This window comes from Streptomyces neyagawaensis, assembly GCF_023516595.1.
In the GTDB taxonomy this organism is placed as follows: domain Bacteria; phylum Actinomycetota; class Actinomycetes; order Streptomycetales; family Streptomycetaceae; genus Streptomyces; species Streptomyces neyagawaensis.
Genome location: NZ_JAMGBG010000053.1, coordinates 88,438 through 115,097 on the forward strand (window position 1 = coordinate 88,438; position 26,660 = coordinate 115,097).

General features: G+C 69.6%; 21 protein-coding genes. 9 read left to right on the forward strand and 12 right to left on the reverse strand.

Annotation, left to right across the window (positions count from 1 at the left end):
- Positions 1-10: 10 nt before the first annotated feature.
- Together M8J73_RS23985 and M8J73_RS23990 are read right to left on the reverse strand one after the other, a co-directional pair.
- Entirely contained in the window at positions 11-217 is a 207-nt protein-coding gene (locus M8J73_RS23985; protein WP_055542611.1) for a DUF397 domain-containing protein, read from the reverse strand.
- On the reverse strand, positions 214-1,089 hold the full coding sequence (locus M8J73_RS23990) for a helix-turn-helix domain-containing protein (protein WP_055542610.1): 876 nt from the start codon (positions 1,087-1,089) through the stop codon (positions 214-216). Before M8J73_RS23990 ends, M8J73_RS23985 begins: the two co-directional genes overlap by 4 nt.
- A gap of 155 nt (positions 1,090-1,244) precedes the next feature.
- Here M8J73_RS23990 and M8J73_RS23995 point away from each other — a divergent pair, with 155 nt between their 5' ends.
- From M8J73_RS23995 to M8J73_RS24005, 3 genes are all read left to right on the forward strand, one after another.
- Positions 1,245-1,736: an ATP-binding protein gene (locus M8J73_RS23995; protein WP_249829031.1), complete on the forward strand. Its 492-nt coding sequence runs from the start codon at positions 1,245-1,247 to the stop codon at positions 1,734-1,736.
- A 199-nt stretch (positions 1,737-1,935) separates the two neighbouring features.
- Complete coding sequence (locus tag M8J73_RS24000; protein WP_249829032.1) at positions 1,936-2,838, forward strand: helix-turn-helix domain-containing protein; 903 nt, start codon at positions 1,936-1,938, stop codon at positions 2,836-2,838.
- A 47-nt stretch (positions 2,839-2,885) separates the two neighbouring features.
- Positions 2,886-3,485: a Uma2 family endonuclease gene (locus M8J73_RS24005; protein WP_055543068.1), complete on the forward strand. Its 600-nt coding sequence runs from the start codon at positions 2,886-2,888 to the stop codon at positions 3,483-3,485.
- Positions 3,486-3,498: 13 nt separating this feature from the next.
- Here the strand turns inward: M8J73_RS24005 and M8J73_RS24010 are convergent, their stop codons facing one another.
- From M8J73_RS24010 to M8J73_RS24050, 9 genes are all read right to left on the reverse strand, one after another.
- On the reverse strand, positions 3,499-4,578 hold the full coding sequence (locus M8J73_RS24010) for an endo-1,4-beta-xylanase (RefSeq protein ID WP_055543067.1): 1,080 nt from the start codon (positions 4,576-4,578) through the stop codon (positions 3,499-3,501).
- An 89-nt stretch (positions 4,579-4,667) separates the two neighbouring features.
- Positions 4,668-7,850 carry a glycosyl hydrolase 115 family protein gene (locus M8J73_RS24015; protein WP_249829033.1) on the reverse strand — a complete coding sequence of 1,061 codons (3,183 nt, stop codon included), beginning with the start codon at positions 7,848-7,850 and terminating at the stop codon, positions 4,668-4,670.
- A gap of 162 nt (positions 7,851-8,012) precedes the next feature.
- Positions 8,013-8,606, reverse strand: a complete 594-nt coding sequence (locus tag M8J73_RS24020) for a hypothetical protein (protein ID WP_249829034.1) — start codon at positions 8,604-8,606, stop codon at positions 8,013-8,015.
- Entirely contained in the window at positions 8,603-9,154 is a 552-nt protein-coding gene (locus tag M8J73_RS24025; RefSeq protein WP_055537302.1) for an RNA polymerase sigma factor, read from the reverse strand. Before M8J73_RS24025 ends, M8J73_RS24020 begins: the two co-directional genes overlap by 4 nt.
- Positions 9,155-9,390: 236 nt before the next feature.
- Complete coding sequence (tuf, locus tag M8J73_RS24030; protein WP_055537301.1) at positions 9,391-10,584, reverse strand: elongation factor Tu; 1,194 nt, start codon at positions 10,582-10,584, stop codon at positions 9,391-9,393.
- Between the two features lie 156 nt (positions 10,585-10,740).
- A complete protein-coding gene (gene fusA / locus M8J73_RS24035) occupies positions 10,741-12,867 on the reverse strand; it encodes an elongation factor G (RefSeq protein ID WP_055537300.1) in 2,127 nt (708 codons plus the stop codon).
- Positions 12,868-12,906: 39 nt separating this feature from the next.
- On the reverse strand, positions 12,907-13,377 hold the full coding sequence (gene rpsG, locus M8J73_RS24040; protein WP_003992340.1) for a 30S ribosomal protein S7: 471 nt from the start codon (positions 13,375-13,377) through the stop codon (positions 12,907-12,909).
- 2 nt (positions 13,378-13,379) lie between these two features.
- On the reverse strand, positions 13,380-13,751 hold the full coding sequence (rpsL, locus tag M8J73_RS24045) for a 30S ribosomal protein S12 (protein WP_003948652.1): 372 nt from the start codon (positions 13,749-13,751) through the stop codon (positions 13,380-13,382).
- A 710-nt stretch (positions 13,752-14,461) separates the two neighbouring features.
- Positions 14,462-15,013, reverse strand: coding sequence for a DUF1707 and DUF4190 domain-containing protein (locus M8J73_RS24050; RefSeq protein WP_372504003.1), 552 nt, complete (start codon positions 15,011-15,013; stop codon positions 14,462-14,464).
- A gap of 259 nt (positions 15,014-15,272) precedes the next feature.
- On the opposite strand from M8J73_RS24050, the gene M8J73_RS24055 reads away from it, so the two are divergent.
- The 6 genes from M8J73_RS24055 to M8J73_RS24080 all read left to right on the forward strand — a co-directional run bounded on the left by M8J73_RS24055 (position 15,273) and on the right by M8J73_RS24080 (position 22,568).
- Positions 15,273-16,019 (forward strand): Crp/Fnr family transcriptional regulator, encoded by a 747-nt coding sequence (locus M8J73_RS24055; protein WP_055537299.1) that lies wholly within the window; start codon positions 15,273-15,275, stop codon positions 16,017-16,019.
- 187 nt (positions 16,020-16,206) lie between these two features.
- Positions 16,207-17,064, forward strand: a complete 858-nt coding sequence (locus M8J73_RS24060) for a hypothetical protein (protein ID WP_055537298.1) — start codon at positions 16,207-16,209, stop codon at positions 17,062-17,064.
- Positions 17,061-19,181 (forward strand): hypothetical protein, encoded by a 2,121-nt coding sequence (locus M8J73_RS24065; protein ID WP_055537297.1) that lies wholly within the window; start codon positions 17,061-17,063, stop codon positions 19,179-19,181. Before M8J73_RS24060 ends, M8J73_RS24065 begins: the two co-directional genes overlap by 4 nt.
- A 37-nt stretch (positions 19,182-19,218) precedes the next feature.
- Positions 19,219-20,484, forward strand: a complete 1,266-nt coding sequence (locus M8J73_RS24070) for a hypothetical protein (RefSeq protein ID WP_055537296.1) — start codon at positions 19,219-19,221, stop codon at positions 20,482-20,484.
- 4 nt (positions 20,485-20,488) lie between these two features.
- On the forward strand, positions 20,489-21,040 hold the full coding sequence (locus M8J73_RS24075) for a Pycsar system effector family protein (RefSeq protein ID WP_372504004.1): 552 nt from the start codon (positions 20,489-20,491) through the stop codon (positions 21,038-21,040).
- A gap of 649 nt (positions 21,041-21,689) precedes the next feature.
- Complete coding sequence (locus M8J73_RS24080) at positions 21,690-22,568, forward strand: M48 family metalloprotease (protein WP_249829035.1); 879 nt, start codon at positions 21,690-21,692, stop codon at positions 22,566-22,568.
- Positions 22,569-22,669: 101 nt separating this feature from the next.
- On the opposite strand, the gene M8J73_RS24085 is transcribed toward M8J73_RS24080, so the two are convergent.
- Positions 22,670-26,569: a DNA-directed RNA polymerase subunit beta' gene (locus M8J73_RS24085; protein WP_055515268.1), complete on the reverse strand. Its 3,900-nt coding sequence runs from the start codon at positions 26,567-26,569 to the stop codon at positions 22,670-22,672.
- Positions 26,570-26,660: the final 91 nt, after the last annotated feature.

A 26,660-nucleotide genomic window follows, 5' to 3' on the forward strand; every position in this document is an offset into this window, starting at 1 on the left:
TACGCGGGGGTCAGCTACCAGCCGCGTACGTCACGAACTCCGCCCACGCGTCCCGCGTGAGCGCTAGCTGAGGACCGGCGAGGTTCTTGGAGTCGCGGACGTGGACGGTGCCGGGGGGTTGGGCGACCTCGACGCAGGACTCGCCATCGGTGCCGCTGCTGTAGCTGCTCTTGAACCAGGCAAGTTCGGAGGCGTCCCCGGGGGCCTTGCGCATCATGTCTCTCCCAGCAGTTGCTCGATGAAGGCCAGCGACTCCCGTGGTGGGAGGGCCTGCGCCCGGATGGTGCCATACCGCAACTCAAGGATGCGGAGCTGCCTCGGGTCGGAGACAGGCCGCCCGCTGAACTTGCCGTCGGAGCGCCCCACCGCCGTACCGTCCGGGAACTTCAGCAACTCGATGTTGCCGTCCAGCCCAGGGTGGGCATCGGTGTTCGTCGGCATGACCTGAAGCGTGACGTGGTTCAAGCGCCCCACCTCCAGCAGACGTTCGAGCTGCCGTCGCCACACCATTGTGCCCCCGACCTGTCGGCGCAACGGAGCCTCTTCCAGGACGAAGTGCACGGACGGAGCCGGGTCACGCTCGAAGACCGCCTGCCGGGCCAGACGAGCGGCCACCATGCGTTCCACATCGTCCGGCGAGTACGGAGGCTGCGCCGCCCCGATCACGGCCCGCGCATGCTCCGGAGTCTGCAAGAGGCCGTGGACGCTGTTGCACTCGTACAGCCCGATTTCGACCGCCTTGGCCTCCAGCTTCCCCAGCGCGCGCACCTTCTTCGGGTACCGGACCTTCTTCACGTCCTCCCAGGCCGCCGCGATGAGCCCGCCCGCGTTCAACACCGTGTCGGCCTTGTCCAGATACTCCTGCCTGGGAATCCGCTTCCCACCCTCGATCTTGTAGACGAGATCCTCGCCGTACCCGACCGCCCTCCCGAAGTCGGCGGCCCGCATCCCCACCGCCTCCCGCCGCAGCTTCAACTGCCGCCCGACCGTGGCGATGACCGCCACTCCCCACTCGTCGTCCGGATCCACCTCCCAGCCCGGCTCGTCGGCCTCCGTCTTGAGCCGCCCCGCCTCGCCGTCCACCAACATCGCGCACCTCTCCGCCGCACCGTCGCGCCTCAACGCCCCCTACCCGTACGGCCCTTCCAGACAGGCCCGACACGACCGGACAACGTCCGGACAGTCACCGTACGTATCAGCGCAGTCACTGTTCACAGTACGTGCGCGCCGCCACGCTGAGTGATGTGAATACGGAAACCGTCAGCCCTGACACCGAACACCGCAGCCCCATCCGCAACTTCAGCGTGCGGCTGTCCTCCACACCACGCGGAGCCCGCCTCGCCCGTCTGCTCGCGACCGAGCAACTGCGCAGCTGGGGACTGCCACCCGACCCGGCGGAGCACATCGTCGCGGAGCTGGCGGCCAACGCGGCGACACACGGGCGGGTACAGGGGCGCGATTTCGAGGTGACGCTCTACGTCATCGGCGACACCCTCCGCATCGAGGTCACCGACACCCGCGCCGAACGGCTTCCTTCCACCCGGCACCCTGACTCCAACGACGAGTCCGGACGGGGTCTGCTTCTGATCGAGGCACTCGCGGACCGCTGGGGAACCACGCCGGGGCGTCCCCCACGCAAGACCATCTGGGCGGAGGTCCACCTCCGCCCGACACCGGCACCCAGCGGCACGTGCTTCGGTGGTACGGGCCGTCTTTTCCAAAGAACTCACAGGTGAAAGAACCCCCACCAAGCCCCACCCCTCCCGCCCGCCGAGCGGCCTCACCCTCGCGAGTGAACATCGCCAACTCGGCTGGCGCGGGGACTGGTTGCGGGCCTTACTCTCAGCGCAACGCAACCGCAGACATGCGACGGCCCCCGCCGGGACGGCAATCCCATTGCGAGGGCCTGACCACCGAGGAAGTAGGAGCTTCCCGATGGATACGCAGAACCCTAGCGCGCCCCCGCGCGCCCACGCCCGGCTTGCCGACAACAAACACCCGAACCGACGGGTCCGCTCCGGCTCCAGCGACGGCGGTCTGGTCCACGACCACACCCGCCACACCACCCGCTTCACGGTGATCGGCAACCACCTCGCGCGGCACCCGGAGCTGTCACTCCTGGCGATCGGGCTGGCCACGCACATCCAGTCGCTGCCGCAGAGCGCCCGCGTCGACATCAAGAGCCTCGCGGCCCGCTTCACGGAGGGCGCGACCCGTATCGCGGCGGCGCTGCGCGAGCTGGAGACCCACGGCTACCTGCGCCGCGAGCGCGTACGCACACCCGCGGGCCGTATCGTCACCCGCACGGTCTCCTGCAACCAGCCCGGTCGCGGCGGCCACGCGGAGGCCGAGTCCGCACGCCACCCGCACCCGTCCCGCCCGGCGAAGAAGCAGCCCCGCAAGGCCCTCCCCGCCGTCCCCCAGCCCGCCTACCGCTCCCCCACCCTCCTCCAGACCGCCACCGACCTCCTCGCCGAGCTGCGCCGCACGGACCCCCGCCTCCTCCTCTCGGCCTGCGACACCGCCCACCTCGCCCCGGGCGTGGCCGCCTGGCTGGAGCGCGACCTCAGCCCCACCGCCGTACGCCACGCCCTGGCGAAAGACCTCCCGTCGGAGCCGATCCACCGCCCGGCCGCCCTCCTGGCCCACCGCCTCACGGCCCAGCTGCCACCCCCGCCGCCGTTCCGGGCGCCCGCGGCACCACCGGCCGTCCGGGTCGAGTACCCGATGACGAACTGCGACGGCTGCGACCGCGGCTTCCGAGGCCCGAAGGGCAGCCGCTGCCGTGACTGCAGGCCCCAGCCCCACGCCCGACCTAACGGAGGCCACCTAGCATGAACGTGACGATCCTTGCCCCCGGGCACAGACGACGAGGAGCGAGCGCCATGACCATCGCCCCGGACGACTCACAGCACGGCTCCTCCCACGTCTACCAGGCCATGCGGGACTTCGTTCAGTCGATGGACGACACCCTCCCCGGCAAATTCGAGATCACCAAGGAAGGGATCGTCCACGACATGATGGCGCCCATCGGACCGCACGAACTCACCGTGCTGCGCCTACGAAAGCGCCTGGAAAGGGCGATGCCGGAAGAGATCGTGGCGCATACGGGTGAGCCGGACGTGGAGGGCGAAGCCGAAGGCATCATGCGACGCCCCGACGTGATGGTGATCGCCGAAGCCGACATGGAGGTCGAGGGAGCCTTCGATCCCCGCACCATTCACGCCGCCGTCGAGGTCGTTTCCCGTTCCAACCCCGACAACGACTGGGTCACCAAGATGCGTGACTACCCGCTGCTCGGCATCCCCGTGTACGCGGTCTTCGACCCCCGCACCGGCACGGGCGCCGTCCTCACGGACATACACTCCACCCCGGACGGCCCCCGCTACGCGACCCGCAAGGACTTCGTCTACGGCGAGGACGTCACCATCGCCGACTGGACCATCTCCACGGAGAACCTGCCCCGCTACCCGGACAGGAGCTGAGGGCGGCTCCCGCTCACCGCCCCGCCGCCAGCCCCTCCCGCAGCGCCTCGTACGCCGGCTTGCGGCCGTACGTCTCGTCCATCGGGGTCGCCGAGCCCTCGCCCTCGAAGACGCCCGGCACCCAGGAGTACTTGTCGGTGAAGCCCCACACCGTGAACGACTTGCAGCTCCGGGCGCCCAGGCAGGCGTCCAGCAGACGGCGGTAGTAGCTCGCCTGGGTCGCCTGCTTCGTCTCGTCGACCGGCAGGATCATCCGCACGTCGACCTCGGTGAACGCGGTCTGCATCCCCAGCGCCCCGAAGCGGGCGAGGTTCTCGGCGACCTGCCCCGGGAAGCCGTACTGGATGGCGAGATGGCCCTGGATGCCGAAGCCCTGGACGGGGACGCCCTCGGCGCGCAGCCGCTTCGCCAGTTCGTAGTAGGCGGTGGACTTCGCGTTGACGCCCTCGACGTTGTAGTCGTTGAGGAACAGCTTCGCCTTCGGGTCGGCCGCGTGGGCCCAGCGGAACGCGTCCGCGATGTAGGAGGGGCCCAGTTCCCGCAGCCAGATCGAGTTGCGCAGGCTGCCGTCCTCCTCGAAGACCTCGTTCACCACGTCCCACTGCTGGATCTTCCCCTTGTACCGCTTCACCTCGGCGGTGATGTGGTCGCGGAGGATCTTCCGCAGCTCGTCCCGCTTGATCGAGCCGTCCTCCACGCCGCTGGTCAGCCAGGCCGGCAGCTGGCTGTGCCAGACCAGGGTGTGGCCCCGGACGACCTGCCCGTGCGCCCGGGCGAAGCGGACCAGGTCGTCGGCCGGCTTCCAGTTGTGGACACCCCGCTCGGGCTCCACCGACTCCCACTTCATGACGTTCTCGGCGGTGACCGAGTTGTAGTCGCGGACCGTCGTCCTGCGGTACGCCCGGTCGTCCGCGAGCGCCGTCATGTCCACGGCCGTCCCGATGCGTACGCCCGCGCGAGCGGCCAGCGCGCGCAGCGACGGCCCTTCCCCTCCCTCACTCGCCGTCGCCGGCTGCACGGCGACCACCGTGGACAGGAGTGTCCCGGCGGCCAGCGCGAGCGCGGGCAGGCGGAAGCGGTTCATGTGCCTCATGCGTGGTTCCTCTCTCAGTTCCGGCTCTCAGCGCCGGCAGTCAGGTACGCCGAACCGGGCGCGTCGGCGGCGGCTCACAGCCCCGGCAGTCAGATGCGCCGGCTCTCCAGCGGTCCCAGATACGTCGGTGTCAGCCCACCCGTGTCGATCACCAGGCGTTGCAGGATCACCGTCGGGTCGACCATCCAGAACTTCAGGCGCCGCACCCCGGGCCCGGCGACGGTGTGCCGGGTCGCCGTCGCGTTCACGTTGTCGGAGGTGTTGCGCGCCCACTGCTTGTTCATGAGCCCGTCGTCGGCGCCGGTGACGGCATGGATGTCGACGACCTGGGGTTCCGCGTCGTCGAAGGACACCGCGTAGCGCAGGCCGCCCGTCGGGAGGGCGGGGTTCCGCGGCGAGACGTACGCCCACACGGTCACCTCGCCGCCCGCCGGCACCGACAGCAGGGCGACCTCGTACTCCAGTCGCGGTCCGGCCCCACCCGGTGTCCGTCGCGCCGCTGTCACCGGCCACGGGGTCATCCCCGCTCCCGTACGGCCGATCCGCTCGATCCGCCGCCAGCGGACCCGGCCGCCGGACGAGCCCACGGCCCGCTCATGGTGCTCCGCGTCGATCGCGACGTACCCGCCCGCCTCGACGAACCCCCTCAGCGCCCGCGCCTGCCGGGCCGACGGCTTCTCGGCGACCGCCTTCACCGTCACCGAGGCCCCCGCCCCGCTCACCGTCAGCGTCCCCTCCGCGCCGCCGGCCGGCACCCGCGCCCAGTCCACCCGCACGGCCAGCCGGACCTGCTGGTCGACCCGGCCGCGCGACCGGTCGACGATCAGCCACGGCACCGACGGCTCGACGCGGTACGAGAAGGGCGTACGGCCCCGGTTGAAGATCTCGACGTACTGCCGGGGCCGCGTCTGGTACGGGCTGAACACCGGGAGCACCGCCGCCGTGCCGGACGCGCCGCCCGGCCACCACGCCCCCCGGTCGTCCGCCCCGTCGACGGCGACTCCCAGCTCCGCGGGCTCCGGCACCTCGATCCGCCGCACCTTGGGGAAGATCTCGTCCGGCAGCGCCTGGTGGTCCTTCTCGGGCTGCTGCCATCCGGCGTTGGAGCCGTAGCGTTCGACGTCGCCGTACCCGATGTGCGGCTGGGTCTGGAAGCCGCGCCACTTCCCGTCGGCGGCCTCGGTGTTGAAGCGGTCGGCGAGGGCGAAGTCCCTGGCCAGGCCCGCCTCCGCGGCGGCCGCCCGGTCGTTCGTCGCCGCCCGCCCCTGCCGCGCGTACAGCAGGTTCGTGAACTCGTCCTCCCGTAAGCCGTACAGATTGGCCGTCGCCAGCACCGGATAGCCGACCATCTCGAACCACGCGTCCTGGACTCCCGCCGGCAGCTTCCGCCCCAGCCGCTCCGTCCGCCGGGCCAGCGCGCGCCACTCCTCGGTGACCCGCTCCAGTTCGTGGTGGCCGAAGTAGAACGGCGTCTCCTTGTCGTCGTAGACGATCGCCCGCTCGTCCTTCGTCGGGTCCTTCGACGGGTCGAGGGTGATCCGCCGGTTCAGCAGCTCGGGTTTGCGGCGGGCCTGCAACTGCCCGTACGCGCTCAGCACCTCGGCGATCTCGGCGGCGAACCGCCCGCCGAAGTTCTGCCGGGCGAACCCCCGCTCCCACTCCTCCAGGTTCTCCAGCCCCCAACGCCCTGGTCTCCAGGCGTAGTTCAGGAAGAACTCGGTGGGCAGCTCGTTCCCCTTCAGGTCGCCGACGTTCGCCACCCACAGGCCGTGGTTGCCGTAGGCATCGGCCGTGTGGAGCTGCTCCCAGAGGTTGGCGAGGTTCGTGGTGTCGACCCACTTGTAGTTGCGGCCGACGCCCACATAGTCGAAGTGGTAGTACAACCCGTAGCCCCCGGGTCGGGGCTCCCGTGGGTCGGGATGCTTACGGATGTTCCCCCAGTTGTCGTCCGTCAGGACGACCGTCACATCGTCCGGCGCCCTGAGTCCCCGGTCCCAGTACCGCTGGACCTCCTTGTAGAGGGTCCACACCTGCGGGGTCTCGTCCGCCGGCCTCCCGGTCACCTCCTCGATGATCCGGCGCTGCGTGGCGATGATCTCCGTCATGAGCTCGATGCCGTCGCCGTCGGGCAGGCTCGTGTCCCCGTTCCCCCGCATCCCCAGGGTGACGACGCCCTCGAAGTCCTCGTCGACCATGCGCCGGATGCCGTCCCGCCAGTAGGCCCGGATGGCGTCGGCGTTCCGCCGGTACGACCACTCCCCGGTGCCCCCGTAGGGGTCTCGGCCGGGGGTCACGATCGCCCCGGAGGAGTCCCTGACCGCCGGCACGGCGTGACGGTTCCACTCCTCGATGCCCCGCATCATGGGCGCCTCGTGAGACGTGCCCATGACAATCCCGTACTCCTTGGCGCGCGCGTGGTTCTCCGGGTCGTCCTCGGCGAACGCCCGCCCCCACACCGCCGGCCAGACGTAGTTCCCCTTCAGCCGGAGCAGCACCTCGAAGACCTTGGCCCAGAAGTCGGCGGTGAACCCACCGGGATACCCGGGCGCCTTGCCGGGCCCGAAGAACGCCGGCGCCCAGGTCCCGAGCGCCGGGTTCTCGTCGTTGATGAAGACCCCCCGGTACTTCACCGCCGGCGTGCCCTGGCTGTACCGGCCCGGCAGCACGTACACCTCGTCCCGGCGCACCGGCGGCACGTCGTCCCACCAGTACCAGGGGGAGACCCCGATGCCGTACGACACGTCGTACACCCCGAAGATCGTGCCGCGCGGATCGCTGCCCGCGACCACGAACGCCCGCTCCACCCCGGGCATCGGCCGCTCCACGACCGTCTGCAACGAGGTCTCCCACTTCCCCCGCACCCCGCTGACGTCGAGCTTCCCCGCGCTCACGAGCCCGTCGATCAGCGGGCTCCGCCCGATGGTCCCCACCAGGACCACCTCACGGCCCATCGAGCCCCCCGGGCGCACCCCCGTGACCCGCTCGATGTCGTCCCGTAGATCCCCCGCTACCCGTACGACTCCGGGGTGATCCTCGGAACTCACCACGACCGGCACACCGACCAGCGAAAACGCGCCGGGGGCCGGGGTGAAGGACAGGTACGCCCCCGGGTCGGACACCCGCAGCGCCCCACCCCCACCGCCGACCCCGCCCCCGGCGCCGCCGCCGACCGGGGAACCGTCGTCCGCCGACGCGGCCCCCGGCAGCGCGGGACCCACGGCAAGCCCCGCGCCCACTCCCAGAACGGTTCTACGGCTGACGTCCGCGGACATGCCACACCCCTCGACCGATCGACCCGACACCGGGATTTGCTCAGCGACATGACAAATGGTGGAGGGAGTGAAGCGAGGGGACAACGGGTCAGGCGCGTCGAATAGTTTCGAAGGTGGGAGACGAGGGATCCGCACGACTTCGATCGCACGGACCCACTCTGGCTAGTCCTCTCCCACGAGCCCTTCGAAGGGCACTTCCTTGCAGGGCTTGATCCGCCCCTCGACCATGTACATGCTCCAGGCGGGGCTGACGTCGTCCTTCACCCGCTCCGGCTCCTCGAAGGCCAGGGTGTCGCCGGGGTGGAGCGTGTACGTCAGGGGCTCACTCCACACGCCTGTCTTCACGTTGTAGGTCCGCGTGCGTTCCGGCGGCATCTTGCCCCGCGGCTGCTCACACACAAAGCCGCTCCTGGGCTTGTCGACACTGACGAAGATGCCCTCCGCGCTCAGGCGCTCGATCAGCCTCGACTTGTCGTCCCAACTCAGCGCGACGATCTCGTCGAACGTGAGGGTGACACTGCCGTCCTTGTGCCGTTCGAGCGCGTACGCCTGCGGCCCACCCGTCGACGACGGCGCCCCCACCACGACCCCCGCCGCCACCGCGCACGCCGCCAGCGCCACCAGAGCCCGCCGCGGCGTGACCCGGCGCCTGAGCACCGGCGCCTCCTCCGTCCGGTCCGCCGCGCGGAGCGCGATCTCCCGCTGGAGTTCGCCCAGCAGCCGGTCCTCGAACGTGTTCCCCGTCTTCGTCGTCATGCCTTTCCCCCTGCGTAGCTGAGCCCTGCCGTCTGCTCCTTCGGCGCCGCCGCCGACCGCAGCGCCTTGCGCGCCCGGTGCAGTCGCACCCTCGCGGTGACCTTGCGTATCCCGAGGGCGGTCGCCGCCTCAGTGACGCCGAGCTGGTCGACCGCGACGAGTTCGATGACCGCGCGTTCCCCGTCGGGCAGCCCTTCCAGAGCGGCCAGCGCCCGGCGCCCGGCGGCCTCCGCGTCGAGCTTCTCCTCCAGCCGGTCGATGTCGTCGCCGTCGAGCAACCGGCGGCCGGCGATACGGCTGCCGAGGACGCTCTGACGCGCGCTGCGCCGGGCCTCCGCGGCGACGACGTTGCGCGCGATGCCGTACAGCCAGGCCGTCTCGCTGCCGAGGTCGGCCCGGTAGGCGTGCGCGGAGTCGATGGCCGCGAGGAACGTCTCGGCGGTCAGGTCGGCGACGGTGTGCGGATCGGTGACCCGCCGGGCCATGAACCGGGTGACGGTGTCGACGTGACGGCGGTAGAAGACCTCGAACGCCGCGGGATCGTACATCCCTCCCGGCGGACCGCCCCGGCTTCTGCTGTCCGGTGCCAAGGTGTGTACCTCCCGTCGTCGGTCATGCTGTCACCTGTACTTGGCCGGGGAGGGCGAAGGCGTTACCGGGAGGTCCCAGGCGCAGCGAAACCGAGAGCAGACGAAGCCGGGAACGACGAAAGGGCCCGTACGACCGAAGTCGTACGGGCCCCTTCTGGAGCTCGTGCTGGAGCTACCAGGTCAGATCAACGGACTTACTTGTTGATCTTGGTGACCTGGCCGGCGCCCACGGTCCGGCCACCCTCACGGATGGCGAACTTCAGGCCCTCTTCCATGGCGACGGGCTGGATGAGCTCGACCTTCATCTCAGTGTTGTCGCCCGGCATGACCATCTCCGTGCCCTCGGGGAGGGTCACAACACCGGTCACGTCAGTCGTACGGAAGTAGAACTGCGGACGGTAGTTGTTGAAGAACGGCGTGTGGCGGCCACCCTCGTCCTTGGACAGGATGTAGGCCTGGGCCTCGAACTCGGTGTGCGGGGTGACCGAACCCGGCTTGATGATGACCTGGCCGCGCTCGACGTCCTCGCGCTTGATGCCACGGAGGAGCAGACCGACGTTCTCACCGGCCTGGCCCTCGTCGAGCAGCTTGCGGAACATCTCGATGCCGGTGACCGTGGTGGTGGTCTTCTCGGTCTTGATGCCGATGATGTCGACGGTCTCGTTGACCTTGAGGACACCACGCTCGATACGGCCGGTGACGACCGTACCGCGACCGGTGATGGTGAAGACGTCCTCGATCGGCATCAGGAACGGCTTGTCGACGTCGCGCTCCGGCTCCGGGATGGCGGAGTCGACGGCGTCCATCAGGTCCAGGACCGACTGGCCCCACTCCTTGTCGCCCTCGAGCGCCTTGAGCGCCGAGACCTTGACGACCGGCAGGTCGTCGCCCGGGAACTCGTACTCGGAGAGGAGCTCACGAACCTCGAGCTCGACGAGCTCCAGGATCTCCTCGTCGTCCACCATGTCGGCCTTGTTCAGGGCGACGACGATGTACGGAACGCCGACCTGGCGGGCCAGGAGCACGTGCTCCTTGGTCTGCGGCATCGGGCCGTCGGTGGCGGCGACCACGAGGATGGCGCCGTCCATCTGCGCCGCACCCGTGATCATGTTCTTGATGTAGTCCGCGTGACCCGGGCAGTCGACGTGCGCGTAGTGACGCGACTCGGTCTGGTACTCGACGTGCGCGATGGAGATGGTGATACCGCGCTGGCGCTCCTCAGGAGCCTTGTCGATCTGGTCGAAGGCCGAGGCCTCGTTCAGGTCCGGGTACTTGTCGTGCAGCACCTTGGTAATGGCGGCCGTGAGGGTCGTCTTACCGTGGTCGATGTGACCGATGGTGCCGATGTTGACGTGGGGCTTAGTCCGCTCGAACTTCGCCTTCGCCACGGGGTCCTCCTGTGGAGTGGTTCTGAACGCCTTGCTTCATCGGCGCCAGGTGATCTTTGCTGGAAAGCCCGGGCCCCGGGGTCAAACATCCGCGTTCGCGGGGGTTTGACCCCGTAAGGCTCCGGAGTCAAGCCTAAAGGCTGGAACTCTGCTGAGTTACTCGCCCTTGGCCTTCGCGATGATCTCCTCGGCGACGTTCCGCGGAACCTCGGCGTAGGAGTCGAACTGCATGGAGTAGCTGGCGCGGCCGGACGTCTTGCTGCGCAGGTCGCCGACGTAGCCGAACATCTCCGAGAGGGGCACGAGGCCCTTCACGACACGGGCACCGGCCCGCTCCTCCATGGCCTGGATCTGGCCACGGCGGGAGTTGATGTCGCCGATGACCTCACCCATGTAGTCCTCGGGCGTGGTGACCTCGACGGCCATCATGGGCTCGAGCAGCACGGGGCTGGCCTTGCGGGCGGCCTCCTTGAAGGCCTGCGAACCGGCGATCTTGAACGCCAGCTCGGAGGAGTCGACCTCGTGGTAGGCACCGTCGAGAAGCGTGACGCGGACGCCCGTCATCTCGTACCCGGCGAGGATGCCGAACTGCATGGCCTCCTGCGCACCGGCGTCCACCGAAGGGATGTACTCCTTCGGGATACGGCCACCGGTCACCTTGTTCACGAACTCGTACGAGGCGTCGCCGCCCTCGATCGGCTCGATCGCGATCTGCACCTTGGCGAACTGGCCGGTACCACCAGTCTGCTTCTTGTGCGTGTAGTCGACGCGCTCGACGGCCTTGCGGATCGTCTCGCGGTAGGCGACCTGCGGCTTGCCGACGTTGGCCTCGACCTTGAACTCACGGCGCATACGGTCGACGAGCACCTCGAGGTGCAGCTCGCCCATACCGCCGATGATGGTCTGGCCGGTCTCCTCGTCGGAGTGGACCTGGAAGGAGGGGTCCTCCTCGGCCAGGCGCTGGATCGCGACGCCGAGCTTCTCCTGGTCGCCCTTCGACTTGGGCTCGATGGCGACCTGGATGACCGGGGCCGGGAAGTCCATGGACTCCAGGATCACCGGCTGCTTGTCGTCGGCCAGCGTCTCACCGGTGGTGGTCTGCTTCAGGCCCATGACGGCGACGATGTCGCCGGCGCCCACCGAGTCGATCTCCTCACGCTTGTTCGCGTGCATGCGGTAGATCTTGCCGATGCGCTCCTTCTTGCCCTTGACGGAGTTCAGCACGGCGGTGCCGGACTCCAGGCGACCGGAGTAGATCCGGACGAAGGTGAGCTTGCCGAGGTGCGGGTCGCTCATGATCTTGAACGCCAGCGCGGACAGCGGCTCGTCGTCGGACGGCTTGCGCTTGATGACCTCTTCCGGGTCGTTGACGGCGTGGCCCTCGATGGCCTCGACGTCAAGCGGCGTCGGGAGGTAGCGCACGACCGCGTCGAGCAGGGGCTGAACGCCCTTGTTCTTGAACGCGGTACCGCAGAACACCGGGGTCACCGTGGTGCCGGTGCCCTTGCCGGAGGCGATGGTGATACGACGGATCGCCGCGTAGAGCTGCTCCTCGGTGGGCTCCTCGCCCTCCAGGTACAGCTCCATCAGCTCCTCGTCGTTCTCGGCGACGGCCTCGAGCAGCTTGCCGCGCCATTCCTCGGCAGCCTCGGTGTGCGTGGCCGGGATGTCGACGGTGTCGTACATCTCACCCTTGGCGGCCTCGGCGGACCACACGAGCGCCTTCATGCGGACCAGGTCCACGACGCCCTTGAAGTCGGCCTCAGCACCGATGGGGAGCTGCATGACGAGCGGCTGGGCGCCCAGGCGGTCCGAGATCATGTCCACGCAGCGGTGGAACTCGGCGCCGGTGCGGTCCAGCTTGTTGACGAAGCAGATGCGGGGCACACCGTAACGGTCGGCCTGACGCCACACCGTCTCGGACTGCGGCTCCACGCCGGCAACGCCGTCGAACACCGTCACGGCGCCGTCGAGAACGCGGAGCGAACGCTCCACCTCGACGGTGAAGTCGACGTGACCCGGGGTGTCGATGATGTTGATGGTGTGGTCGACACCCTCAAGCGGCCAGTGACAGGTGGTGGCAGCAGAGGTGATCGTGATGCCACGCTCCTGCTCCTGCTCCATCCAGTCCATGGTGGCGGCGCCGTCGTGGACCTCACCGATCTTGTAGCTGACGCCGGTGTAGAAGAGGATCCGCTCGGTGGTGGTCGTCTTGCCCGCGTCGATGTGGGCCATGATCCCGATGTTGCGGACCCTGGCCAGGTCAAGTGAAGTGGTAGCCATAAGGCTTCAGTCTTCTCTCGGTCTCGATGGGGTCTGCGACTACCAGCGGTAGTGCGCGAAGGCCTTGTTGGACTCGGCCATCTTGTGGGTGTCCTCGCGCTTCTTCACAGCGGCACCGAGGCCGTTGGAGGCGTCGAGAAGCTCGTTGAGCAGACGCTCGGTCATCGTCTTCTCGCGACGGGCGCGGGAGTAACCGACGAGCCAGCGCAGCGCGAGCGTGTTGGCACGACCGGGCTTGACCTCGATCGGAACCTGGTACGTCGCACCACCGACACGGCGGGACTTGACCTCGAGGGTCGGCTTGATGTTCTCCAGAGCGCGCTTCAGCGTGATGATCGGGTCGTTGCCCGTCTTCTCACGCAGGCCCTCCATGGCGCCGTAGACGATGCGCTCGGCGGTGGAGCGCTTGCCGTTCAGCAGCACCTTGTTGATGAGCGACGTGACAAGAGGAGAACCGTAGACCGGGTCGATGATGACCGGGCGCTTCGGGGCGGGGCCCTTACGAGGCATTCTTACTTCTCCTTCTTGGCGCCGTAGCGGCTGCGGGCCTGCTTGCGGTTCTTGACACCCTGGGTGTCGAGCGAGCCGCGGATGATCTTGTAGCGAACACCCGGCAGGTCCTTCACACGGCCACCACGCACGAGCACGATGGAGTGCTCCTGCAGGTTGTGTCCCTCACCCGGAATGTAAGCGGTGACCTCGATCCCGCTGGTCAGACGCACACGCGCGACCTTACGCAGGGCCGAGTTCGGCTTCTTCGGGGTGGTCGTGAACACACGCGTGCAGACGCCGCGACGCTGAGGGGAACCCTCGAGTGCGGGCGTCTTGTTCTTCTCGACCTTGTCCTGCCGGCCCTTACGGACCAGCTGCTGGATCGTAGGCACTACTTCTCCGGTTTCTGTGTGCCGAATGGTGAAGCTAACCCGGAACATCTCCGACCCACGCGGTCGGGTGTGTCGAATACTGCGGGTTCCCGCCGCGAGGCAGAAGGGCGCAGATTACGGCGTCCGCTTACGGCTCCCACCTGTGCGGTTCAAGGCACGCACGAGAGCCAGGGCACACCCCAGGCACAAGGTCTGAGCGTACCTATCGCATTCGCTACGGTCAAAACAAATGGGTAGCCGCTGCGCTGGGCTGGGGCGGGGGCCTTGACGGTGGGAGGTCGGGGGTTGCCGCCGGGCGAGGCGGCTGTCCGGCGTGGGACCCCTCCACCGAAGGTTCGCCCGACGAAGGCTCCCGGCAGGGCAGCTGTCCGACGAGACGCTCCCTGAGCAGTGCGGGAGTCGGACTGGGGCAGCCGCCCAGCGCGAGGCTGCGCAGCAAGGAGGGGCGGCCAGGTAGCGAGAGGCTGCCCGGCGAGGGTGCGGCGGCTGCGTAGCGAGAGGGTGCCCTGCAAGGCGACGACTCTCCCGCAAAGGGATGCCCGGCAAGTACGAGGTGTCGCTCGCTCGGGCGGGAGGGCTTACCGGCGTTGACTTGTCGGCGTTGACTTGTCGGCGTTGGCTGTCGCCGGTCGGTGGTCGCCCGCCGCGCAGGCGCCCCGGCCTGGCCGGAGGTTTCCCGGCCTCCCCACGGCCCACCCGCACCGTCGTCGTCAGACTCCGCTTTCCGAGGCCACCCCGGCGATGATCATGAGGGCGAGGAAGAAGGCCCAGCCGGCGACCGAGAGCCAGCCCAGGATGAGGCCCGCCAGGGCGAAGCCCTCGCCGCCCTCACCGGTGCGCTTGATCTCGGAGCGGGCGGTGTGGCCGAGGATGACGGCCGGGATACCGGTGAGCCCCATGGTCATCGTGGTGAGCACACCGCACACCATCGCGCCGACGGCCTTGCCGTTGGTGGGCGGGGGCGGGACGGGCGCCGGCATGAACGTACGCGGGACCATCGGGGGCATCGCGGGCATCGCACTCGGCTGCATGGCAGAAGGCCCCTGCGGCAGGTCGGCGACCAGAAGGGCCAGCTCGCCCACCGTGCGCGCCGTGTAGGCCCGCTCGATGCGCTTCTCATACTCGTCCTGCTGAAGGCGGCCCTCACTGAAGCCGGCCCGCAGGACATCCACGGCACGCTCACGATCGGCATGGGCGGCAAGCAGCGACGGACTACTGCCCTGCGCCTGCCACGGCATCGGCTGCCACGACGGGTTCGACACGAGAAACACTCCCCCGGACTGGTTGTGCCTCCAATGATGCTCCAACGCGCGCCGCAGGGCATCGGTTCCCGGGCCCGCCTTCTGTTGCGGTTCCGTCTCCTTGAGTCGCATGCGCGTAACAGCGGCCATGTTTGTCACCGGTTGATCAATCCGATGCTCATACCCAGGGCGGGTTGAGTACGTTCATGGGTTGCCGTGCGGTCCCGGATCGCGGATCGCGTATTCACGGGGACGTCTGCTCTCCGGGACAGGGGAATCAATGACCGCGCCAGGCTTACCGGGAGATTCCGGGCTCGACGACCGCGTGCCGTTCCTCGCCCGGCTGGAGACCGCGGACCGCGGCGCGCTGCTCGGCCTGGGCCGTGAGCTGGCCTTCAAACCTCGCGATGTCCTGCTCCACCAGCACGAACCCTCGTCGTTCGTCCTCTTCGTGACACACGGCTGGACGAAGGTGACCGCGGCCGCGGTCAACGGGTACGAGGCCCTCCTCGCGCTGCGCGGCCCCGGCGACATCATCGGCGAGTCCGCCGCGCTCACCGGCCGGCCGCGTTCGGCGACGGTGACGGCGCTGGAGGCGGTACGGGCGGTGGCCGTGGACCGGGACCGCTTCACCGAGTTCCTCGGCGGCTCCCCCACCGTGTCGTACGCGCTGCTCGGCCTCACGTCCGACCGGATGCGCGCGGCCGACCAACGGCGGCTGGAGTTCGCGTCGATGAGCGTGCGGGAACGGCTCGCGGCTCTGCTGCTGGAGCTGGCCCACACCAACGCGCGTTACACGAAGGCGGGCGTCGAACTCCTTGTCCCGCTGAGCAAGCAGGAACTCGCCGGATCTGTCGGTGCCTCGCGCGAGATGGTCCAGCGGCTGCTGAAGGATCTGCGGGAACGAGGCGTCGTGGTCACCGGACGACGGACGCTCAAGATCGTGCGGATGGACGTCCTGCGGCGGATCGCGCGCGCTGAGGGCGGCGACTGCGGGAGGACGGCCGGGGTCGAGTCCGGGTTCTGAGGTTTCCGGGGTCCGAGTTTCCGGGTTCTGAGGTTCCCCCGGGCTGCCGCCGAGCGCCGTGCCCCATGAGGCGTGTGCTGCCTCTGTGCACACGGTCACACTTCGAGTGGGTCATCCGTCCTCTCGCGGGACCCGGGGTCGACGCCACGCTTCTCACCCAGGCGACAGGCCCCATCGAGAGGCGACCATGACGGACCCCGTGAGCCGGACCATCCTCCTGCTCGACATCGAGCGTTACAGCGCCCGGGACGACGTGGAGCAGGCGTACTTGCGGCGCATGCTCTACGACATCACCGACCGCGCGCTGGAGAGCGCGGGCATCGACGAGACCCTGCGGCTGCGGGCCGACCGGGGTGACGCGGTGATGGAGCTGATCGACGCGAACGCGTCGGTGACAGCCCTGCTGCGGGCCCTGCTCACCGAGGTTCCGGCCCAGCTGCGGGCCGTCAACCGCATGGCGTCCAGCTCGGCCCAGATCCGCTTGCGGGGTGTCGTCGCCGACGGGTACGTGGCCGTCGACGGGCTCGACGGCTGGGTCGGCTCGGATCTCAACCACGCGTGCCGCCTCCTCGACGCCCAGCTCCTCCGCGCCGCCCTGCGGTCCCGTACCGACGACTTCGCGCTGTGCGTCTCGGAGGGGATCCACTCCGGGATCGTGCGCCACGACCGCCCCGGTGTCCGGGCCGCGGACTTCCACCCGATGACGGTCGACAGCAAGAACGGTCCCTTGCGGGCGTGGCTGCACGGGCCGGTGCCGGGCAGGACGCCCGGCGCTCACGACCACGGTGAGAGGGGGGCGGGGGAAGCCCCGGTGCCGGACGGTCAGGGGGACGGTCCGGCACCGGGGCGCGACGCCGGCCCCACCGCGGGAGAGGCCACCACGGGTTCCTCCGGTGGTGGCCCCGCGGGCCCGGTCTTCCACTTCAACGGTGGCGCCCCCAGCTTCGGAGGCAGCCTCGTCGGCGGGGACCAGCACGGCGTCTCCGGTGGTCAGGTCACCGGAGACGTCCACCTCGGCGGCGGGAGCAAGGGAGCCTCGGCATGACCGTGCCCCCGAGCGAGGCGACGGAACCGGACGCCGTCCTGGAGGACCCGTACGTCGGCGGGGACGCGGACGACGAACCGGAGGAGCGGACGCAGGAGGCCCGGGCCGCCCAGCGGGAGCTCTTCGCCCACACCCCGGGGTTCATCCTCGGCCCGACCGCCTCCTTCGGCGGGAGCCTGGTCGGCGGCGCCCAGCACGGGGTGTCGGGCGGCCAGGTCACCGGGGACGTGTTCCTCGGCGGAAAGACGGAGATCCACCACCACGGGCCGGCCGCGCAGGCCCACGTCTCCGGGGAGATCCCATCCGAACGGCAGGACGCACTGGCGGAGGTGTTCGTGGAGGGGCCCGCCTTCGCGGAGGCCCTGGAACGGCTGCGCGAGGAACGGGTGCTGGTCCTGTCGGGCAGCCACGCCGGCGGGCGGTACGCGGCCGCGCGCATGTTGCTGCACCGGCTGGGCGTGCCGGCGGTGCACGCCCTTCCAGCGGAGACGACACCCTCGGCGCTGCCCGCCCAGCTGACCCAGCCGGGCGGTTACGTCCTGCGGGGTCTGCCCCTGAGCCGTAACCGCCCGCTGCGCGACACCCATCTGTACGCGGCCCGCGACCAGCTCAAGAAGGCGGGCGCCCATCTGGTGGTGACGGTGGAGAAGTCGCCGTTCCTGCTGGGAGTGACCCCGGTCGTGTGGGAACCGCCGAGCGCACAGGACGTCGTACGGGCACTGGTGGTGTCCCGGCGGAAGGGCGACGCCGACGCGCTGCTCGGGCTCGCTCCGGTACGCGAGTTCCTCGCCCGGGGCCATCACCGTCCCGCCGAGGCCGCCGAGTTCGCCGAGGCGCTCGCCGCCTACGACGGGAGCCCCGAGGCGCTGGCACGGCTGAGGGACTTCGGTCAGACCGCGGTGGAGAAGCAGTGCCGGGACTGGCTCGGTGACCCCGCCACGGATCTGCGGGAGAAGGCGTTCCTGATCTCCCTCGCCGTCTTCGACCACGCGCCGTACGTGCTGGCCGCCGAGCTGGCGGACAAACTGTTCGTGCACTTCCAGCGGCTGCAGAATCCCGATCAGCCGCCGAGCATCCCGGTGTTCGGGCCCGATGCGTCCGAGCGGCTGGACTTCGCCCGCGCCGACGGCGAACTGCTGGAGGAGCAGACGGACTGGGGCCCAGTGCCCCAGTTCTCGACCCGTTTCCGGGAGGAGCGCACCCCGCGTGTGCTGCTGACCGAGGTGTGGACCAACCATCCCTCGGCGCGCCCCGCGCTGGTCGCCTGGCTCAAGGAGCTGGCCCGTGACGGCCGGCCGGTGGTGCGGACCCGGGCCGCGGCGGCCACCGCGCTGCTCGCACTCGCCGATCTGCCCTCGGCGGTCGCGCTGCTCATCGACGGCTGGGCCGTCTCCCGCAGCTTCGGTCCGCGGGTGACCGCCGCGAACACCCTCACTCTCGCCCAGCTGCTGAACGCGCCGGCCGTGCTGCGGCTGCTCACGCAGTGGTGCACCGACGCGCACTGGGCCCGCCGCTGGACCGCGATCCGCGCGTTGGGTCTGCTCACCCCCCTCCGCCCGGACCTGGCCGGCCCCGCGCTCACCGCGCTCGCCGCCCGGGCCCGCGCCGACACCAGCAGCGTCGCCGAGGCCAACAACCTGGTCGAGTCCACCGCCCTGCTGCTCTCGGTGGGCGCTCGCCGCGGCGAGATGCTCTCCGAACTCGTACGGCTGCTGTACCTGGACACATCGGCGGTCCGCGCGCTCGCGCTGAACGCCTTCGTCCGGGCCTGCGACAACGCCGAGGAGAACGCGCTCGTCGACTGGTACGCCGACACCGGCATGTACGAGGCGGACTCCGCGCGCGACCTCGCCACCCTGTGGCGCACCGCCCTCGGCGACCGGGTCCACACCCGGCAGGCCCTCAACGCCCTGCGCACCTGGGTGCTCGTCGCGCAGTACCGCCCGGACACCGCCCGCGCCCTGGAGCTGCTGCTGCCCGCACTGGTCGTCACGGCGGCCGACCGCGACCGGCTCGCCCATGAGCTGCGCACCATGCGCGCCGAGGACGGGTTCTCCCGTCCCGCCCTCGCCGACCATCTGCTCGCGGTGCTGCATCCGGCACCCGCGACGTCCTGACGCAACCCGCGACACCCGGAACACAAGGAGTTGAACCATGGCGGACCTCCGCCGAGAGCCGGAGTGGCGGCAGCATGCCGACCGGCACAGCAGGCTGATCGATCCGGTCCTCACGGTCCGGCCGATCTCCCGCTTCGAGTACACGACCCGGCGCCCGGCCACCGCGATCGACCACGCACTGGTGTTCGTGACATCAGGCGGGGAGTACGACGTGTACGTCCCGCCCCACCGGCCCGGCCGCGCGGAGGCCGCGACCCGCCGCTACACCTCGGTGTACGAGGTGGACACCGGCAGCCACGAGGTGAATCTGGAGCTGGAGCTGCCCTGCCACGACGACGCCTTCTCCTTCAAGGCGACCGCCGACCTGACCTGGCGGGTCTCGGACGCGGAGGCGTACGTACGCGGAGGCGAGCGCGACGTCCCCAGACGGCTGCTGCGCGAACTGCAGCAGTTGGGGCGGCCGGTGACCCGCCGGTTCGCCATCGAGGACGCCCCGGACGCCGAGGCCGCCGTGCAGCAGGCCGTCGACGCGTGCGGCTTCGCGGCGGGCATCGGGCTCGCGGTCACCTGCGCCGTCCAGCTGAGCCTGGACGACGAGACGGCCGAGCACCAGCGGCGGAAGCGGGCCCTGCGCTACGAGTCCGAGTTGCTCGACCCCGAGCACGAGCTCCGGCTGCGCAAGGCCCGGCTGGAGTACGAACTGGAGGCGCTGAGCCAGCGGCAGCAGCAGGAACTGGCGGCCCAGAAGATCAACTTCTACCAGTACCACCTCCAGTACGGCGGCGTCGGCGCCTGGGCCCTGCACCTGGCCCAGCATCCCGAGGACACCCAGCTCGTCATCAACAACATCCAGCAGGACCAGCTGACCTTCATCCAGAGCCAGTTGGAGCTGATCGGCGGCGACAGCCTGGAGGACTACCAGAAGGCCGAGTCCATGCGTCAGGTCCGCCACGCGGTCGACGAACTCGTCCGCCGTCGGTCCGCGTCCCCCGACGACCGGACAGCCCTGCCGACGGGAACACCGGCCCCGGCCGGCGCGCAGCCCACCCCTGAACCTCCCCAGGACGCCGACCGGAGCGACCGGGCACCGTACGACGGTCAAGGGCCGGGCCCATACTCCGGACTTCCACCGGAGGGAGCCGCACCGGCGGGCGCGTACGGCGGGCCGACCCCCATGACGACGTCGGCGAACGGGCCCGCGACCCCGTCGCCCTTCGTACCGGCCCAACCGACCGGGCCTGCCGTCCCCCTGCGGCCCAGCGCCCGGAGCGGCGCGGAGGACACGGACGCGGGGAGGGGATGACACGGTGACGGCGCCGGACACCACCACACAGCCGACCCCCGGCCGTACGGCCTCCGGCACGGCAGCCCCCGGGACCACCACAGCCGAACGGCTGCTCGCCGAGATGCGTGCGGAGATCGCGCGGGCCGACAGCAAGGCCGCCGTTCTGGTGGCCGCGCTGGGCATGACGGCCGGTGTGTTCAGCGGGCTCGTGGCGGGCCGGGACTGGACCCCGGACACCCTGCCGCCGCCGGGGGCGGCCCTGTGGTGGGCCGGCACCACCGCGTTCGCCCTGTCCCTGCTGGCCCTGCTGCTCGCCGTGCTGCCCCGGTACGGCAACGGTGTCTGGGCGGAGGGCCGCCCGCTGAGCTACTTCGGCGACGTCCAGCGGGCCGTACGGCAGGACCTGTTGGCGACGGCTCTCCTCGCCACCGAGCGAGACCCCCTGGCGGCCCTCACCACCGCCCTCACCGAGACCAGCCGCATCGCCGCCCGCAAGCACCAGTGGATCCGCGTCGGCCTGATCGCCTTCTGCGCCGGCACGGTCCTCCTCCCCGCCTCCCTACTGACCTCCTGACGCCCGCTCCCGAGGACCCCGCATGACCGAGCCCGCGCCGAACCCGGCACCCGCCCCACCACCCCCGGCATACCCGGAGTCATTCGCCCCCTCCCTGCCCGCGTATCCGAAGGCACAGGCTCCATCCGTGCCCCTGTACCCCGAGGCACCGGCCCCACCCGCACCCCCGTACCCCGAGGCAGCGGTCCCACCTCCGCCCGCATATCCCGAGGCAACGACCCCACTCGCGCCCGCGCACCCCGGTGCGATCACCGCACCCGCGCCCCCGGAGGACGCCGTGCCTCCGCCACCGCTCTACCCGGACACCACGGCTCCCCCAGCTCCGACGTACCCGGAGGCCGCTGCTCCACCACCACCGCCCTACCCGGAAGCCGCCGCTCCACCATCTCCGACGTACCCCGAAGCCGCCGCTCCGCTCTCGCCCCCGCACCCGGACGCGACCACCCCACCCGCGCCCCGGTCCCCGGCCCCGTCCTCCTCCGAGACGGCTGCGTCTCCCCCGCAACCGCGCACAGAGCCCGTAACTGCCCCTGCGGCCCCCAGCCCCTCGGCGGCCCCCGACGACCTCGACTACCGTCACCGCGGCTCCCGGGTGCACATAGCGGCGCGGCAGCGGGGGGCGGACGTCACGACGTGGGGTCGGCTGATCATGTACGTGCCCGGCCTCGCGGCGAGCTTCGCCCTGGTCGCCACCGTCGCGGTGTACCTCGCGGGAGCCATCGTCGGCTGGACCGTCGTGGCCGCGTGGCTGTTCTCCGGCGTGCTGGTCTTCCACCGCCCGTCCGAGCGTCTGTTCGCCCGGGTGGTCCTGAGGCTCCGCGCACCCGAGCCCGAGGAGCGCGAGCGCCTGGAGCCGGTCTGGCAGGAGGTCATCGCCCGCGCCGGCATCGAGGCGGACACCTACGAACTGATGGTGGAGAACAGCGACAAGCTCAACGCCGTAGCGGTCGGCGGCCATGTCGTCGGAGTCACCACGTACGCCCTCCACGAGGTCCCCAGCAGTCACCTCGCCGCCGTGCTCGCCCACGAACTCGGCCACCACACCGGCGGCCACTCCTGGGCGGCCCTGCTCGGCTACTGGTACTCGCTGCCCGCCCGCGTCACCCTGACCGTGGCGAGTCTCCTCTCCCTCTTCCTGGTCCTCGTCGCCAACGCCATGTCGACGCTGCTGGCCGTCGGCATCGGCCTCGTCCTGGCCTTCTTCGTGATCTCCTCCGCCATCGCCTACTGGCCCATCACGCTGGCGCTGATCACGGCCCCGATTGTGCTCTCCTACACCGCGCGCAAGGGCGAGTTCCGCGCCGACCAGCAAGCCGTGGCCCTGGGATTCGGCCCGGAGATGGCAGAAGTACTGCGGCACCGGCAGGCCCAGCAGGCCGCCGCCCGCGCCAAGGCCGAGCGCGAGAAGCCGGCGGCATCCCGTGAGGACACCAAGTGGCCGGACCTGTTCGGCCCCTTCTTCCCCAGCCACCCCGGTGACGAGGTACGGCTTCGGGCCCTGGAACCCCCGGCCCCGTCGGACGCCTGACCACGGCGCGCCCCGACCGGCGACGGACCGGCGCCCCCAAAAACCCCGAAGGGCGCCCACCCCCCGCAAGCGGAGTGGGCGCCCTTCAGCAGACGTACACCTTACTGGTTGTACGGACCGTAGTCGTAGTCCTCCAGCGGAACGGCCTGGCCGGAGCCCGTGCCGAACGGCGAGTAGTCGATGTCGTCGTAGCCGACGGCCGAGTACATCGCGGCCTTGGCCTCCTCGGTCGGCTCGACCCGGATGTTGCGGTAGCGGGACAGACCCGTACCGGCCGGGATGAGCTTACCGATGATGACGTTCTCCTTGAGGCCGATCAGCGAGTCGGACTTGGCGTTGATCGCCGCGTCCGTGAGCACTCGCGTCGTCTCCTGGAAGGACGCCGCCGACAGCCAGGACTCCGTGGCCAGCGAGGCCTTGGTGATACCCATGAGCTGCGGACGACCGGAGGCCGGGTGACCGCCCTCCTGCACCACACGACGGTTCTCCTGCTCGAAGCGGGAGCGCTCGACCAGCTCGCCGGGCAGCAGCTCGGCGTCGCCGGACTCGATGATCGTCACACGGCGGAGCATCTGCCGGATGATGATCTCGATGTGCTTGTCGTGGATCGACACACCCTGCGAGTTGTACACCTTCTGGACCTCGCCGACCAGGTGGACCTGGACGGCACGCTGACCCAGGATGCGCAGCACGTCGTGCGGGTTGGTGGCACCCACGGTGAGCTTCTGGCCCACCTCGACGTGCTCGCCCTCGCTGACCAGGAGTCGGGCGCGCTTCGAGATCGGGTACGCCGTCTCGTCGCTGCCGTCGTCCGGCGTGATGACGATCTTCTTGGTCTTCTCGGTCTCCTCGATGCGGACGCGACCGGCCGCCTCGGAGATCGGGGCGACACCCTTCGGGGTACGGGCCTCGAAGAGCTCGACGACACGCGGCAGACCCTGCGTGATGTCGTCACCGGCCACACCACCGGTGTGGAAGGTACGCATCGTCAGCTGGGTACCGGGCTCACCGATGGACTGGGCGGCGATGATGCCGACCGCCTCACCGATGTCGACCAGCTTGCCGGTGGCCAGGGAGCGGCCGTAGCACATGGCACACGTGCCGACCTTGGACTCACAGGTCAGGATCGAGCGGGTCTTGACCTCCTCGACACCGTGGTGCACGAGCTGGTCGATGAGCACGTCACCGAGGTCCACGTTGGCCGGCGCGATCACCTTGCCGTCGATGACGACGTCCTCGGCGAGCATGCGGGCGTAGACGCTGGTCTCGACGTCCTCGGCCTTGCGCAGGACACCGGTCTCGTCCTTCGAGGCGATCCGCAGCTTCAGACCGCGCTCGGTGCCACAGTCCTCCTCGCGGATGATGACGTCCTGCGAGACGTCCACCAGACGACGGGTCAGGTAACCCGAGTCGGCGGTACGCAGGGCGGTGTCCGCCAGACCCTTACGGGCACCGTGCGTGGAGATGAAGTACTCCAGCACGGAGAGGCCCTCACGGAACGACGCCTTGATCGGACGCGGGATCGTCTCGTTCTTCGCGTTCGACACCAGACCACGCATACCGGCGATCTGACGCATCTGCATCATGTTGCCTCGTGCACCCGAGTTCACCATCATGAAGATCGGGTTGGTCTTCGGGAAGTTGTCGTTCATCGCCTCGGCGACCTCGTTGGTCGCCTTGGTCCAGATCGCGATGAGCTCCTGCGTGCGCTCGTCCTTGGTGATCAGACCGCGCTCGTACTGCTTCTGGACCTTCTCGTCCTGCGCCTCGTACCCGCGGACGATCTCCTTCTTCGCCTCGGGCACGACGACGTCGGAGATGGCCACGGTGACACCGGAACGGGTCGCCCAGTAGAAGCCGGCCGCCTTCAGGTTGTCGAGCGTCGCCGCCACGATGACCTTGGGGTAGCGCTCGGCGAGGTCGTTGACGATCTCGGAGAGCTGCTTCTTGCCGACCTCGTAGTCGACGAACGGGTAGTCCTCGGGCAGCAGCTCGTTGAAGAGCGCGCGGCCCAGCGTGGTCCTCAGGGTGAAGGTGTCACCCTGCTGCCACTCCGGCTCGCCCTCCTCGCGCGCCGGCGGGGTCCAGCCGCGCGGCGGGATGGTGCCCACCGGGAAGCGGATGTCCACGCGCGACTGCAGCGAGAGCTCGCCGGCGTCGAACGCCATGATCGCCTCGGCCACGGAGGAGAAGGAGCGGTCCTCGCCCTTCACGTTCCGCATCTCGCCGTCGGTGGTGAGGAAGAACAGACCGAGGACCATGTCCTGGGTCGGCATCGTCACCGGACGGCCGTCGGCCGGCTTGAGGATGTTGTTCGAGGACAGCATCAGGATGCGGGCCTCGGCCTGCGCCTCCGCGGACAGCGGCAGGTGCACGGCCATCTGGTCACCGTCGAAGTCCGCGTTGAACGCGGTGCAGACGAGCGGGTGGATCTGGATGGCCTTGCCCTCGACCAGCTGCGGCTCGAAGGCCTGGATGCCGAGGCGGTGCAGGGTGGGAGCACGGTTCAGCAGAACCGGGTGCTCGGCGATGACCTCTTCGAGGACGTCGTACACGACCGTGCGGCCGCGCTCCACCATGCGCTTGGCGCTCTTGATGTTCTGCGCGTGGTTCAGGTCGACCAGGCGCTTCATCACGAACGGCTTGAACAGCTCCAGCGCCATCGCCTTCGGCAGACCGCACTGGTGCAGCTTCAGCTGCGGACCGACGACGATCACGGAACGCGCGGAGTAGTCCACACGCTTGCCGAGCAGGTTCTGACGGAATCGACCCTGCTTACCCTTCAGCATGTCGCTGAGGGACTTCAGCGGGCGGTTACCGGGACCGGTCACCGGGCGGCCGCGACGACCGTTGTCGAAGAGGGCGTCAACAGCCTCCTGAAGCATGCGCTTCTCGTTGTTGACGATGATCTCCGGAGCACCCAGGTCGAGCAGGCGCTTCAGACGGTTGTTGCGGTTGATCACACGGCGGTACAGGTCGTTCAGGTCGGAGGTCGCGAAGCGGCCACCGTCCAGCTGCACCATCGGACGCAGGTCCGGCGGGATGACCGGCACGCAGTCGAGCACCATGCCCTTGGGGCTGTTGCTGGTCTGCAGGAACGCGGAGACGACCTTGAGGCGCTTGAGCGCACGGGTCTTCTTCTGGCCCTTGCCGGTGCGGATGATCTCGCGGAGGCGCTCGGCCTCCTCGTCGAGGTCGAAGGACTCCAGGCGCTTCTGCAGCGCCGCGGCACCCATCGAGCCGTCGAAGTACGTGCCGAAGCGGTCACGCAGCTCGCGGTAGAGGAGCTCGTCGCCCTCCAGGTCCTGGACCTTGAGGTTCTTGAACCGGGTCCACACCTCGTCGAGACGGTCGATCTCGCGCTGCGAACGGTCACGCAGCTGCTTCATCTCACGCTCGGCGCCCTCGCGCACCTTGCGGCGCACGTCGGCCTTGGCGCCCTCGGCCTCCAGCTCGGCCAGGTCGGTCTCGAGCTTCTTGGCGCGGGCCTCCAGGTCGGCGTCCCGGCGGTTCTCGATCTGCTGCCGCTCGACGGAGACGTGCGCCTCCAGGGAGGGCAGGTCGCGGGTGCGGCGCTCCTCGTCGACGTACGTGATCATGTACGCCGCGAAGTAGATGACCTTCTCCAGGTCCTTCGGGGCGAGGTCGAGCAGGTAGCCCAGCCGCGACGGAACGCCCTTGAAGTACCAGATGTGGGTGACGGGAGCGGCCAGCTCGATGTGGCCCATCCGCTCACGGCGCACCTTGGCGCGCGTGACCTCGACGCCACAGCGCTCACAGATGATGCCCTTGAAGCGGACACGCTTGTACTTGCCGCAGTAGCACTCCCAGTCCCGGGTAGGACCGAAGATCTTCTCGCAGAAGAGTCCGTCCTTTTCGGGCTTCAGGGTGCGGTAGTTGATCGTCTCGGGCTTCTTGACCTCGCCGTGGCTCCACTGACGGATGTCGTCAGCGGTGGCCAGACCGATCCGGAGCTCGTCGAAGAAGTTGACGTCGAGCACTATGCGTCAATCCCTCTCAGGGTTGTAAGTCTTTGGTCTGATACGGGGGTCCTGGGGCCGGCCGGGCTCTTCACGAGCCCGGCCGAACTCC

Bases quoted from the DNA above. Each gene is read 5' to 3' on its own strand.
- M8J73_RS23985 (WP_055542611.1), bottom strand. From the start codon at position 217: ATGATGCGCAAGGCCCCCGGGGACGCCTCCGAACTTGCCTGGTTCAAG.
- M8J73_RS23990 (WP_055542610.1), bottom strand. From the start codon at position 1,089: ATGTTGGTGGACGGCGAGGCGGGGCGGCTCAAGACGGAGGCCGACGAG.
- M8J73_RS24000 (WP_249829032.1), top strand. From the start codon at position 1,936: ATGGATACGCAGAACCCTAGCGCGCCCCCGCGCGCCCACGCCCGGCTT.
- M8J73_RS24005 (WP_055543068.1), top strand. From the start codon at position 2,886: ATGACCATCGCCCCGGACGACTCACAGCACGGCTCCTCCCACGTCTAC.
- M8J73_RS24010 (WP_055543067.1), bottom strand. From the start codon at position 4,578: ATGAGGCACATGAACCGCTTCCGCCTGCCCGCGCTCGCGCTGGCCGCC.
- M8J73_RS24015 (WP_249829033.1), bottom strand. From the start codon at position 7,850: ATGTCCGCGGACGTCAGCCGTAGAACCGTTCTGGGAGTGGGCGCGGGG.
- M8J73_RS24020 (WP_249829034.1), bottom strand. From the start codon at position 8,606: ATGACGACGAAGACGGGGAACACGTTCGAGGACCGGCTGCTGGGCGAA.
- M8J73_RS24025 (WP_055537302.1), bottom strand. From the start codon at position 9,154: ATGTACGATCCCGCGGCGTTCGAGGTCTTCTACCGCCGTCACGTCGAC.
- fusA (WP_055537300.1), bottom strand. From the start codon at position 12,867: ATGGCTACCACTTCACTTGACCTGGCCAGGGTCCGCAACATCGGGATC.
- rpsG (WP_003992340.1), bottom strand. From the start codon at position 13,377: ATGCCTCGTAAGGGCCCCGCCCCGAAGCGCCCGGTCATCATCGACCCG.
- M8J73_RS24055 (WP_055537299.1), top strand. From the start codon at position 15,273: ATGACCGCGCCAGGCTTACCGGGAGATTCCGGGCTCGACGACCGCGTG.
- M8J73_RS24060 (WP_055537298.1), top strand. From the start codon at position 16,207: ATGACGGACCCCGTGAGCCGGACCATCCTCCTGCTCGACATCGAGCGT.
- M8J73_RS24065 (WP_055537297.1), top strand. From the start codon at position 17,061: ATGACCGTGCCCCCGAGCGAGGCGACGGAACCGGACGCCGTCCTGGAG.
- M8J73_RS24070 (WP_055537296.1), top strand. From the start codon at position 19,219: ATGGCGGACCTCCGCCGAGAGCCGGAGTGGCGGCAGCATGCCGACCGG.
- M8J73_RS24080 (WP_249829035.1), top strand. From the start codon at position 21,690: ATGTACGTGCCCGGCCTCGCGGCGAGCTTCGCCCTGGTCGCCACCGTC.